The organism is Streptomyces sp. NPDC059534 (genome assembly GCF_042743475.1).
GTDB lineage: Bacteria > Actinomycetota > Actinomycetes > Streptomycetales > Streptomycetaceae > Streptomyces.
In genome coordinates, this window is record NZ_JBHWAQ010000009.1 from 187,256 (window position 1) to 199,363 (window position 12,108).

At 74.3% G+C, this 12,108-nt stretch carries 6 protein-coding genes; 1 reads left to right on the forward strand and 5 read right to left on the reverse strand.

Annotated elements, in window-relative coordinates; genetic code table 11:
* Window positions 1-2 precede the first annotated feature (2 nt).
* The 5 genes from ACFVZH_RS14305 to ACFVZH_RS14325 all read right to left on the reverse strand — a co-directional run bounded on the left by ACFVZH_RS14305 (window position 3) and on the right by ACFVZH_RS14325 (window position 9,297).
* A complete protein-coding gene (locus ACFVZH_RS14305; protein WP_384896812.1) occupies window positions 3-3,431 on the reverse strand; it encodes a UvrD-helicase domain-containing protein in 3,429 nt (1,142 codons plus the stop codon).
* Between the two features lie 111 nt (window positions 3,432-3,542).
* Window positions 3,543-4,349 (reverse strand): hypothetical protein, encoded by an 807-nt coding sequence (locus tag ACFVZH_RS14310; protein ID WP_384896815.1) that lies wholly within the window; start codon window positions 4,347-4,349, stop codon window positions 3,543-3,545.
* A gap of 68 nt (window positions 4,350-4,417) precedes the next feature.
* On the reverse strand, window positions 4,418-5,185 hold the full coding sequence (locus ACFVZH_RS14315) for a hypothetical protein (protein ID WP_384896817.1): 768 nt from the start codon (window positions 5,183-5,185) through the stop codon (window positions 4,418-4,420).
* Window positions 5,186-5,338: 153 nt separating this feature from the next.
* The gene (locus ACFVZH_RS14320) at window positions 5,339-8,704 is read right to left on the reverse strand and encodes an ATP-dependent helicase (protein WP_384896820.1); all 3,366 of its coding nucleotides are present in this window, start codon (window positions 8,702-8,704) and stop codon (window positions 5,339-5,341) included.
* A gap of 176 nt (window positions 8,705-8,880) precedes the next feature.
* On the reverse strand, window positions 8,881-9,297 hold the full coding sequence (locus tag ACFVZH_RS14325; protein ID WP_384896822.1) for an MGMT family protein: 417 nt from the start codon (window positions 9,295-9,297) through the stop codon (window positions 8,881-8,883).
* A 150-nt stretch (window positions 9,298-9,447) separates the two neighbouring features.
* Here ACFVZH_RS14325 and ACFVZH_RS14330 point away from each other — a divergent pair, with 150 nt between their 5' ends.
* Complete coding sequence (locus tag ACFVZH_RS14330) at window positions 9,448-12,096, forward strand: lysylphosphatidylglycerol synthase domain-containing protein (protein ID WP_384896825.1); 2,649 nt, start codon at window positions 9,448-9,450, stop codon at window positions 12,094-12,096.
* Window positions 12,097-12,108 lie beyond the last annotated feature (12 nt).

The window sequence follows — 12,108 nt, forward strand, 5'->3', positions numbered from 1 at the left end:
GCCTATCCGGCGTCCGGGGGTGCTCCGCCAAGCAGGATGGCTTCGAGCCCGGCCCGGCCCGGCAGGCGGGCGGGGCGGGCCACCTCACCCGTTCGGACGTAGACGAAGGCGGCGGCGACGTCCTCGGGCGCGAGGCCGTGCTGCTCGGCCCAGGCGAGCCGGTAGATCGCCAGCTGGAGCGGGTCGGCGGTCCTCTGATGACTGGTCTTCCAGTCGACGATCTCGTACGCGCCGGTGTCCGGGTCCCGGTAGACGGCGTCGATCCTGCCCCGGACGACCCGGCCCGCGAGGGAGAGGTGCACGGGGACCTCGACGCGGTACGGGGTGCGCCGGGCGTACGGCGTGCGGGCGAACGCCTCCTTGAGGGTCTCCAGGTCCCGCTCGTCGAGGATCTCCGGTTCCCCGGCGAAGTCCTCCCCGCCGGGCAACTCCTCGGGGCCGAGGAACGGCAGCGGCAGCTCCTCGAACCGGGACTCCACCCACGCGTGGAAGCGGGTGCCCCGGCGGGCGGCGGGCTGCGGAGCCGTGGGCATGGGCCGGGCCAGCTCCTGGGCGAAGCCGTCCGGGTCGGCGGCGAGCCGGAGCACCTGGGAGGCGGAGAGGTACGCGGGGAGGACGACGTCGCGGGTCGTCGCGCGGGCACGGCGGAGCTCGGCGGTGAGGGAGGTCAGGTCGCGGTCCCAGGACGCGACGGTCCGCGCGTCCTCGGGGGCGAGCTGCCCGCCGTACGGCTCCGAGGGCGGGGCCTCGGGCTCCCTGGGGGCGGGGACGGCGTCGGCGTGGGTGTCCTCGGGGAGGGTCTCCTCGTCGTCCCAGACGGGTTCCTCCTCCTCGGGCCAGAGGTCCTCGGGGTGCGGACCCCGGGGGGCGGGCGCCGCGCTCGCGGGGGTGTGCCGGCGCTCCCCCGGGCTCCCTCCGGGGGTGCTCCCGTCGCCCTGCGGGGCGATGGTCCGCAGCCGGGCGGACACGGCCTCCGCCGCCTGCCTGCGGCGGCGGAACGACTCCTCGTCCAGCGGCAGGGGCCAGGGCCGGTCCTGGTCCGTCTCCGCGAGGGACGGGTTCCGGTCGTCGGGGGCCGGTTCGTCGGCCCAGGACTCGATGTCGCCGTGGCCGGCCGCGCAGTGGTCGTACAGCGCCCGGAGGAAGTCCGAGGGGCCGCGGGGCTTCTTCTGGGCGGGGCCCCACCAGTGGGCGGAGCCGAGGAGGAGCGAGCGGGGGCGGGTGAAGGTCACGTAGCCGAGGCGGAGCTCCTCGGTGTGCTGGTGGTCCCGCATGGCGTTCTTGAAGGACGTGAGGGAGGTGGCGTCCCAGGTGTCGATCGTCGGCAGGGTGGGCGCGTCGCCGCGCAGCGCGTGCGGGAGGACCTGGGGCTGGGAGGTCCAGGACTCGCGGGCCCGCGCGCTGGGGAACTGGCCGGCGACGAGACCGGGGACGGCGACGACGTCCCACTCCAGGCCCTTGGACTTGTGGGCGGTGAGGACCTTGACGGTGTTCTCGCCGCCCGGGAGGGCGCTGTCGAGGCCCTTCTCGAACTGGACGGCCGTGCGCAGGAAGCCGAGGAAGGCGAGCAGGCTGGCCTCGCCGTCGAGGGAGGCGAAGCCCGCGGCGATGTCGAGGAAGTGGCCGAGGGTCTCGCGGCGGCGGGCGGCCAGCGCGTGCGGGGAGGCGGAGAGCTCGACCTCCAGGCCGGTCGCGTTGAGGACCCGGTGCAGGACGTCCATGAGGGGGTCGGCGAGCGAGGTGCGCAGGGCGCGCAGCTCGGTGGCGAGGCGCGCGAAGCGGACCCGGGCCTCGGCGGAGAAGGCCAGGCCGTCTTCCTCGGTTCCGCCGGAGCCGAGGAAGGTGTCGAGCGCGTCGGCGAGGGAGACGACCTCGGCCGGGTCCACGCCCTCGACGGCGGCGGCGAGACGCTGCTCGGGGTCCGGATCGTCGCCGCCCCGGTGGACCAGGAGGCGGGCGCGGCGGCCGAGGAGGGCGAGGTCGCGGGGGCCGATGCGCCAGCGGGGGCCGGTGAGGAGCCGGACCAGGGCGGCGTTGGCCCCGGGGTCCTGGAGGACCTCGCAGACGGCGACGAGGTCGGCGATCTCGGGCAGGTGGAGGAGGCCGGAGAGGCCGACGACCTCGACGGGGACGTCACGGGCGACGAGGGCCGCGTGGAGGGCGGGGAAGTCGGTGGCCGTCCGGCACAGGACGGCCATCTCGCCGGGCTCGCGGCCGGTGCGGACGAGGTGGGCGAGGGAGTCGGCCAGCCAGTCGATCTCCTCGGCGTGGGTGGGGAGGAGCGCGATCCGCACGCTGCCGTCCCGCTCGGCTCCCGGCGCGGGCCGCAGGGCCTCCACGCCCGCGTGCATGGCGCGCAGCGGGGCGGCGAGGCCGTTGGCGAGTTCGAGGAGGCGGCCGCCGCTGCGCCGGTTCTCGGAGAGGGAGAAGCGGTCGGCGGGGCGGCCGTCCGCGTGCGGGAAGTGCTCGGGGAAGTCGTCGAGGTTGGCGACGGACGCGCCGCGCCAGCCGTAGATGGCCTGGCAGGGGTCGCCGACGGCGGTCACGGCGTGTCCGGTGCCCTGGCCGAAGAGTCCGGAGAGGAGGAGGCGCTGGGCGACGGAGGTGTCCTGGTACTCGTCGAGGAGGACGACCCGGAACTCCTCGCGCAGGATCTCGCCGACCTCGGGCCGGGTGGTGGCGAGCTCGGCGGAGCGCGCGATCTGGTCGCCGAAGTCGAGCAGGTCGCGGGAGCGCTTGGCGGCGCGGTAGCGGACGACCAGGTCGAGCAGCTCGCGGCGGGCGGCGGCGGCCTCGGGGACCTTGCGCAGCTCGGCGTTGCTGAGCCGGGCGCCGGCGAGGGCGTCGAGCAGCTCGGCGTCGTACGCGTCGAGCCGCTCGGGCCGTACGAGGTGCTCGGCCAGCTCGGCGTCGAGGGCCAGGAGGTCGGTGATGAGGGTCGGGAAGGACCGGGTGAGCGCCGGGTAGGGGCCGGGGGCCTCGCGCAGGACGCGCGCGGCGAGCTGGTAGCGGGTGGCGTCGGCGAGGAGCCGGGAGGTGGGCTCCAGGCCGATGCGCAGGCCGTGGTCGGTGAGGAGCTGTCCGGCGAAGGCGTGGTACGTGGAGATGCGGGGCTCGCCGGGCGGATCGTCCGGGTCGATGACGTCGGGGTCGGTGACGCCGGCGCGGACGAGGGCGGTGCGGACGCGCTCGGCGAGCTCGCCGGCGGCCTTGTTGGTGAAGGTGAGGCCGAGGACCTGCTCGGGGGCGACCTGGCCCGTGCCGACCAGCCAGACCACCCGGGCGGCCATCACCGTCGTCTTGCCGGAGCCGGCTCCGGCCACGACGACCTGCGGGGCGAGCGGCGCGGTGATGCAGGCCGTCTGCTCCGGGGTGAACGGGATGCCGAGGAGCTCTTTGAGCTGCTCGGGGTCGGTGATGCGTGCGGTCACCCCAAAGAGGCTAACGGGGCCGACCGACAATCCCACCCCGTACCGCTCTCACCTGGGGTTCCGGGGGCGCGGTGCCGGGCGGCGAGCCCGGCCCGATCGCCAGGGCACCCGCTACGCGGGCGAGCCCTGGTCGAGCTTCGACAGGTCCACCGTCTCGTCGGCGGGCGGGACGACCACGCGGACGGGCTTGTCGTAGTCGGAGAGGAGCAGCGCGCCGGGTTCCTCGCCGCCGGCCTTGACCATCTTCAGGATGTACGGCTTGCCCTCCTGGGAGACGGACACGGTGGTGGTCTCGGCGCCGTCCTTCTTCACCAGGGTGGCGACGGGGGTGCCGGCGATCTCGGCGTCCGGCCCCCGGGTCAGCCCGCTGCGCTCCGCCTTGTCCTTGCCGAGGTCGGCGAGGAGCGACTTCAGGTCGCAGACACTGCCGAGGTCCTCGCTGCCGGCCTGCCCGGCGGCGATCTTCAGCCAGCGGTCCTTGATCAGCTCGATGGTGGCGGCGATCTGCGGCTCGGACATGCCCTGGGAGGTCATGGACGCCCGCCAGAACGCCTCGTCGCCCTTCATGTAGGTGACGTCGTCGGCCTTGCGGAGTTCGGCGGTGCCGCCCTCGATCCTCATCCGGCCGGTGCACTCGTCGTGGTCGTCGACGGCGAAGTCGATGTCGATCGGCTGACCGTCCGTCGACACCCGGCCGGTCATGCGGAGCGAGGTCGCCGACTGGGTCGCGGTGACGGCCCGTTCGGCGATCTCGTCGGCGGAGAGCCCGGTGAAGGGGTCCGGGGAGGGTGCCACGGCGACGGCGCGCGACGGGCCGTCGGCCGCCGCCCAGGCCGCCGCCGGCGCGGGGCCCGCGACGGCGGCGACCGCGCAGACGACGGCCGCGGCACGGAGCCTTCGGTGGGAGTGGGACGTCATGCGAGCCTCCTCGCTGATTCCCCCGGGCCGTCACACCAGCGTCGCCCCGCGCACGCGTGCCCGCTACTTCAGGAGGCGCCCTTCATGAGCTCCGCCATGTCCACGGTCTGGTCGGCCGGCGGGGCGGTGACGGTGACCGGCTTGTCGAAGTCGCTCAGGTCGACGGTGCCGGGGTCGTCGCCACCGGTCGTCACGACACGGAGGATGTACGGCTTGGCGGAGTCCTTGGCCACGTAGAAGGTCGCGGTCTCGCCCTTGTCCTTCTTGCTGAGCACGGCGACGGGCTTGCCGTCGACGTCGGCGTCGGCCTCGCGCGTCATGCCCTTGCGCGGCGTCTGCTCGTCCATGTCCTTGACGATCTGCTTCAGGTCGCAGAACGCGCCGGGGCCGCCCTCGCCCGCGCCGCTCTCGTTCGGCATCTTCATCCAGCGGCCCTTGAGGAGCGCGCTCATGGCGCCGGACTCCTCCGCGGAGGAGCCCTCGTCACCGCCGGTGGACTTCCAGAAGGCGTCGTCGCCCTTCATGTAGCTGGTGCCGCCGGTGCCGACGATCTCGGCCTTGCCGCCCTTGGGTGCCTGCATCGAGCCCTTGCAGTTGCCCTTGTTGTCGACGGAGAACTCGACGGTCATCTCCTCGCCGTCGGTCTTGCCCGTGCCGTTCATGCGGAAGGCGGTGGCCGCCTTGGTGGTCTCGACCGCCTTGTCGGCGATGGCGTCGGCGGTGAGTCCCGCGAAGGGGTCGGCGGCCTTGTCCTCGCCCTTGGAACAGCCCGTGGCACCCACGACCACGGCCACACAGACCGTCGCCGCAGCCCAGAGCTTCCTGTTGGCCCTCATGCGCGTACTCCTCACAGCCGTTTCGCACGGCGGTTTTCACAGCTCGTCTTCACGACGCCTTTACGCGGACGTCGCGAGGACAATGACGGGCGAGGTCGAACAAAGGATGTACGGAGAGGGACGTGACCCTTCGCACACGGCACCGGGCGGGTGTCAGTCGACGACCTGGCGGCCCTCCGGCTGGGCGCTGCACGAGGCCCGGAAGGCGCAGGTCGTGCAGTGCTGGCCGGTGCTGGGGGTGAACCGCTCGTCGAGGACCCGGCCCGCCGCGTCGGCCAGCAGTCGGCCGACCCACTCCCCCGCCAGGGGCTGTTGCCCCTGCACCTTCGGCAGGGCGTCGCCGCCCTCCTTCTGCGGGGCGCTCTGCCGCAGCTGGACGAGTTCGGCGCCGCCGGGCTCGGGACGCCGGCCGTCGAGGACCTCGTCGAGCGCGCCCTCCCTGACCGCGAGCTGGTAGACGGCGAGCTGCGGGTGGTGGGCTACCTCGTCGCGGGTGGGGGCCGACTTGCCGGTCTTGAAGTCGACGACGTACGCGCGCCCCTGCTCGTCGGTCTCCACCCGGTCCATGGAGCCGCGGATGCGGACCTCGTAGTCGCCCGCCTCCAGGGTCACGTCGAAGCCGTGCTCGGAGGCGGCCGGGGTGCGGCCGCCGCGGTCCATGACGTGCCAGCGCAGGAAGCGTTCCAGGGCCACGCGCGCGTGGCCCTTCTCCTGCGCCGATTTCCAGGGCGCGTCGAAGGCGAGGGCGTCCCAGACGGAGTCGAGACGGGCCATGAGGACGTCGAGGTCGGCGGGGGTACGGCCGGAGGCGACCTCGTCGGCGAGGACGTGGACGACGTTGCCGAAGCCCTGGGCGGCGGTGGCCGGGGCCGCCGCCTTGACCTCGCGGCCCAGGAACCACTGGAGGGAGCAGGTGGCGGCCAGGTTCTCCAGGGAGCTCGGCGAGAGCGCCACGGGCCGGTCGCGCTCGCGCAGCGGCGCCGTGCTGTGCGTCGGCTCCAGCAGGCCCCACCAGCGCTCCGGGTGCGCGGCCGGGACCAGGGGCTGGCCGTCCTCGTCGGTGAGCGCGGCGAGTTCGGCGAGCCGGTCGGCCGCCGCGTCCCGCAGGGCGGGCGAGGCGTCCGGGTCGACGGTGGTGGCCCGCAGTTCGGCGACAAGGGCGGAGACCGCGAGGGGGCGGCGGGGGCGGCCGGGGACGTCCTTCGGCTCGGCGCCGAGCTCGGTGAGGAAGCGGGACGGCTGGTCGCCGTCCTCGGCGGCGGCCTTCACCGCGGTGACGACGAGCCGGTCACGCGCGCGCGTGGCGGCCACGTAGAAGAGGCGGCGCTCCTCGGCGAGGAGGGCGCCGGGGGTGAGCGGTTCGGCGAGGCCGTCGCGGCCGATGCGGTCCGCTTCGAGGAGGGAGCCGCGGCGGCGCAGGTCGGGCCAGAGCCTCTCCTGCAGGCCGGCGACGACTACGAAGCTCCATTCGAGGCCCTTGGAACGGTGGGCGGTCATCAGGCGGACGGCGTCCGGGCGGGTGTGCCGGCGGGTGAGGGTGTCGGCGGCGATGTCCTGGGCGTCGAGCTCCTCCAGGAAGTTCAGGACACCCCGGCCGCCGACGCGTTCCTCGGCGCGGGCGGCGGTCTCGAACAGCGCGCACACGGCGTCCAGGTCGCGGTCGGCGTTGCGCCCCGCGGGGCCGCCGCGCAGGGCGGCGCGCTCCAGGCGGCCGGGCCAGGGGGTGCCGTTCCAGAGCACCCAGAGGGCCTCCTCGGCGGTGCCGCCTGCGGCGAGGAGCGTACGGGTCTGCCGGAGCAGGTCGCCGAGCCGCTTCGCGCCGCGCGCGTACGCGGGATCGTGCGCGACCAGTCGCTCGGGCTCCGCGAGCGCGCGGGCGAGGAGGACGTCGGAGGGGGGCGGGACCTTGTTCCCGGCGGCGCGTTCCTCGTCGCGGAGGGCGCGGCCGAGCCTTCGGAGGTCGGCGGGGTCCACTCCCGCCAGGGGGGAGGCGAGCAGTTCCAGGGCGGTGTCGGTGGCCAGCCAGTCGGCGGTGTCCGGCTGCGCCGACGGTGCGGGGTCCGAAGGAAGCGCCGACGGTGCGGCGCCGTCGTGGGTTGTGCCCACCCGTTCCGCCCCTGCGGAACGGGTGCCCGCAACGGGGCCCGCTACCGCTCTGAGGGCGAGGAGGAGGGGGGCCACTGCCGGTTCGTGGCGGAGGGGGGTGTCCGCCGCGTCCGTCTCGACGGGGACGCCGGCGGAGGTGAGGGCGCGGCGGAGCGAGGGGAGGGTGGCGGCGGCGCGGGTGAGGACGGCCATGTCCTGCCAGGGGAGGCCGTCCTCCAGGTGGGCGCGGCGGAGGAGGTCGGCGATGTTCTCGGCCTCGGCCGAGGCGGTGGGGTAGGTGTACGCCTCGGCGTGGCCGCCGTCCCGTACCGGCGCGAGGTCGCGGTGGGCGCGGACCTTGTCGGCGGGGAGCCGGGGCATCGGCATCCGCTGGGCGAGCTGCCGGGTCGCGCCGAGGAGGCCGGCTCCCGAGCGGCGGGAGGCGCGCAGGACGCGGACGTCCGCGCCGCCGAAGGCGGCCGGGAAGTCGAGGATGCCGTTCACGTCGGCGCCGCGGAAGGCGTAGATGGACTGGTCGGGGTCGCCGAAGGCGACGACGGTGCCGCGGCCGCCGCCGGTGAGCCGGTGCAGCAGCCGGACCTGCGCCGGGTCGGTGTCCTGGTACTCGTCGACGTACACGGCGTCGTACGCGGGGAGGGTGACCTGTCCGGCGAGCAGGACGGCCCGGTGGACGAGCTCCGTGTAGTCGAGGACGCCCTGGAGGTCGAGGACGTCGAGGTACTCGGCGAGGAAGCCGGCGGCCGCCTTCCAGTCGGGGCGGCCGACCCGGTCCGCGAAGCGGGCCAGGGCGTCGGGGCCGAGGCCCAGCTCGCGGGAGCGGGCGAGGACGGCCCTGACCTCGTCGGCGAAGCCGCGGGTGGTGAGGCAGGCGCGCAGTTCGTCGGGCCAGCCGACCCGGCCGAGGCCCGCCCTCTCCAGGTCGATCTGGCCGGCGAGCAGTTCGCGTACGGCGAGGTCCTGCTCGGGTCCGGAGAGCAGCCGGAGCGGTTCGGCGAAGAGTTCGGCGTCCTGGTGGGCGCGGATCAGGGCGTAGCAGTACGAGTGGAAGGTGGTGGCCTGCGGCGGGCGGCGGCCGCCGAGCCGGGCGGCCATCCGGTCGCGGAGTTCGACGGCGGCCTTGCGGCTGAAGGTGAGGACGAGGAGGCGTTCGGGGTCGGCGCCGTTCTCCATGCGGGCGGCGACCGCCTCGACCAGTGTCGTCGTCTTGCCGGTGCCGGGTCCGGCGAGGACGAGGAGCGGTCCGCTCCGGTGGTCAACCACTTCCCGCTGCACTGCGTCCAGCTGAGGGGGATCCTGCGGGGCCGGTGTGGTGCGCACCAGTCGGTACGCGCCCGGGGTCCGCTGCCGTCCCGAACCCGGGTACGGCTGTCCCTGGTGCGGCGGCGTACGCCGGGTGGTGGAGGAGGTGCTCACGTGGATCGCCGGTCCTGGTGGGTGTGGTGGTGCGGGTGAGGCGGCCGTGTGCCGTGGCCGCCGCCTCGGGAGACGCGAACGTCGACGTTACGCGAAGCGCGCCGCCGACGAGCCGTACTCCGGACCGCGTCCACCCCGGCGGGGACGTCCCGCCCGCGCGTTCCGGGCCCGCGCCCTCAGGTGTGAGTTCCGGCACCCCCGCCGCTGCCGCCGCCGTCCCCGGAGTCCGGGTCCGCGGTGCCGTCCCAGCGTGCCCGCCGCATGTCGACGCGGGGCACGTGCCCCTCGGTCGCGGGGCCCGCGGCGCGCAGCGGGGTGCCCTCGTCGCGGTAGTGGCCGAGGGCCCGCAGCTCGTGGCCGGGGAGGAGCGTGCCGTCCGCCCGGACCACGCGCCACCACGGCGCCGCACCGCCGTACAGGGCCATCACCCGGCCCACCTGCCGCGGCCCGCCCTCGCCCAGCCATTCGGCCACGTCGCCGTAGGTCATGACCCGGCCGGGCGGGATCCCGTCGGCGACGTCGAGCACCCGCTCCGCGTACTCGGGCAGTTCTCCGGTCTCCCCCACGGGTTCCTCCATGCTCATCCGCCCCATCCTGCCTCACCCCACCGACATGGCCCTGATGCCTCCGCACGCGGGCTCTTCGTGCCACCATCGTCCGGGCGGTGACTGGTGATACGAGATCAAGAGCGACAAGTACGAGAACAAGAACGTGATCGAGAAGACGCGCGGGCAGAGACGGACATGGTGATGGGGCAGGACACGCAGCCTCCTGGAGAGGGCGAGGCCGACGTGCCCGAGCGGGTCTCCGGCGACGAGCCGCTGCTCGCCGCCCGCGTGCACCGGCCGTCCGACCTGATGCGGCTGCTCATCGGCCTGCTCGCCATCGGTCTGGTCATCGCCATCGCGGCGTTCGCCCACGCCACGACCTCGGGTCTCGAGGAGGACATCAACAAGGGCGCCGTCGGCGCCCCCGACGTCTTCGTCAAGATCGCCGGTCTCGTCTCCTCCATCGCCGTCCTGCTCGTCCCGGTCGCCTTCGCCATCGAGCGGCTGATCAAACGCGACGGACTGCGCATCGCCGACGGCGTCCTCGCCGCCGTCCTCGCGCACGGCGTCACCCTCGCCACCGACCTCTGGGTCGCCCAGGCCGCGCCCGGCACCATCCAGGACGCGCTGACCCAGCCGCAGTCCGGCGGCGGGCTCACCGACCCGGTGCACAACTACCTCGCCCCGGTCATCGCGTACATGACCGCCGTCGGCATGGCCCGCAGGCCCCGCTGGCGGGTGTCGCTCTGGGCGGTGCTGCTGCTCGACGCCTTCACCATGCTGGTGGCCGGCTACACCACCGCCCTGTCGATCATCCTGACCGTCCTCATCGGCTGGACCGTGGCCTACGGCACGCTCTACGCGGTCGGCTCCCCCAACGTCCGGCCCACCGGGCAGACCCTCCTCGCGGGGCTGCGCCGGGTCGGCTTCCGGCCGGTGACGGCGCTGCGCGCCGAGGACGTGGCCGACGCGGCGGACAGCGGCGACCGCGGCCGCCGCTACATCGTGACCCTGGAGGACGGCCCGCCGCTCGACGTCACCGTCGTCGACCGCGAGCAGCAGGCGCACGGCTTCTTCTACCGCGCGTGGCGGCGGATCACCCTGCGGACGATCACCACCCGCCGGTCGATCGTCTCGCTGCGCCAGGCGCTGGAGCAGGAGGCGCTCCTCGCGTACGCGGCGATCGCCGCCGGGGCGAACGCGCCGAAGCTGATCGCCACCTCCGAGCTCGGACCGGACGCCGTGATGCTCGTGTACGAGCACATCGGCGGCCGGAGCCTGGACTCGCTGGACGACGACGAGGTCACCGACGAGCTGGTCCGCAGCACCTTCCGGCAGGTACGGGCGCTGCAGTCGCGCCGGATCGCCCACCGCAGGCTGACGGGTGACGCGATTCTGGTGGATCGTTCCGGCAGGGTGATCCTCACCGATCTGCGGGGCGGCGAGATCGCCGCCGGCGATCTGATCCTGCGGATGGACATCGCCCAGCTGCTCACCACCCTCGGTCTGCGCGTCGGGGCGGAGCGGGCGGTCGCCGCGGCCGTCGAGGTGCTCGGCCCGGACGCCGTCGCCGACTGTCTGCCGCTGCTCCAGCCGATCGCGCTGAGCCGCTCCACGCGCGCGACGCTGCGGAGAATGGCCCGCGAGCGGTCGGCCCGGGAGCGGGAGGCCGTGCTCGCGGCGTCCGAGGCGGCCAAGCACGAGCGGGAGCTCGCGAAGGCGGCCGCCGCGGCCCCGGACGACCTGAAGGACGTGCGGGCCGAGACGAAGGCCGAGAAGAAGGCGGACAAGAAGGCCGAGAAGCGGGCCCTCGACACGGCGCTCGACGAGGCCCGCGAGGAGGACCTGCTGGCCCAGATCCGGCAGCAGGTGCTGCTGATCCGCCCGCAGGCGCCGGTGGAGCCGGTCCGTCTGGAGCGGATCAAGCCGCGGACCCTGGTCAGTCTGATCGCGGGCGCGGTCGCCGCGTACTTCCTGCTGTCGCAGATCGCCCGGACCCCGCTGTCGACGGTCAGTCAGGCGGACTGGCGGTGGGTGGCGGCCGCGGTGCTGTTCTCGGCGCTCAGCTATGTGGCGGCGGCGATGAGCCTGCTCGGCTTCGTGCCGGAGCGGGTCGGCTTCTGGCGGACGGTGGTGGCGCAGGTCGCCGGCTCGTTCGTGAAGATCGTCGCTCCGGCGGCGGTCGGCGGTGTCGCCCTGAACACCCGCTTCCTCCAGCGGGCGGGGGTACGGCCGGGGCTCGCGGTCGCGAGCGTCGGCGCCTCGCAGCTCTTCGGGCTCGGCGCGCACATCCTGCTGCTGCTGTCCTTCGGCTATCTGACGGGGACGGAGAAGTCGCAGTCCTTCACCCCGTCGAGGACGGTCATCGCCGGTCTGCTCACGGTCGCGGTCCTCGTGCTCGTCGTGACGGCGATCCCGTTCATGCGCAAGTTCGTCTCCACCCGCCTGCGGTCGCTCTTCGCGGGTGTGGTGCCGCGCATGCTGGACGTGCTCCAGCGGCCGATGAAGCTGCTGACCGGCATCAGCGGGATGCTGCTGCTCACCGGCGCGTTCGTGCTCTGCCTGGACGCCTCGATCCGGGCCTTCGGCCACGGACACCAGTCGATCAGCTACGCGAGCGTCGCGGTCGTCTTCCTCGCGGGCAACGCGCTCGGCTCGGCGGCGCCGACGCCCGGCGGTGTCGGCGCCGTCGAGGGCGCGCTCACCGTCGGTCTGCTGGCGGTGGGCCTCCCCATCGACGTCGCGACCCCGGCCGTGCTCCTGTACCGCCTGCTCACGCTGTGGCTCCCGGTCCTGCCGGGCTGGATCTGCTTCAACTGGCTGACGAAACGCGAGGCGCTCTAAGGCGTCCTGCCG

Coding starts and splice junctions, on each gene's coding strand:
- ACFVZH_RS14325 (WP_384896822.1), bottom strand. CDS start 9,297: ATGGGGCGGATGAGCATGGAGGAACCCGTGGGGGAGACCGGAGAACTG.
- ACFVZH_RS14315 (WP_384896817.1), bottom strand. CDS start 5,185: ATGAGGGCCAACAGGAAGCTCTGGGCTGCGGCGACGGTCTGTGTGGCC.
- ACFVZH_RS14330 (WP_384896825.1), top strand. CDS start 9,448: ATGGTGATGGGGCAGGACACGCAGCCTCCTGGAGAGGGCGAGGCCGAC.
- ACFVZH_RS14310 (WP_384896815.1), bottom strand. CDS start 4,349: ATGACGTCCCACTCCCACCGAAGGCTCCGTGCCGCGGCCGTCGTCTGC.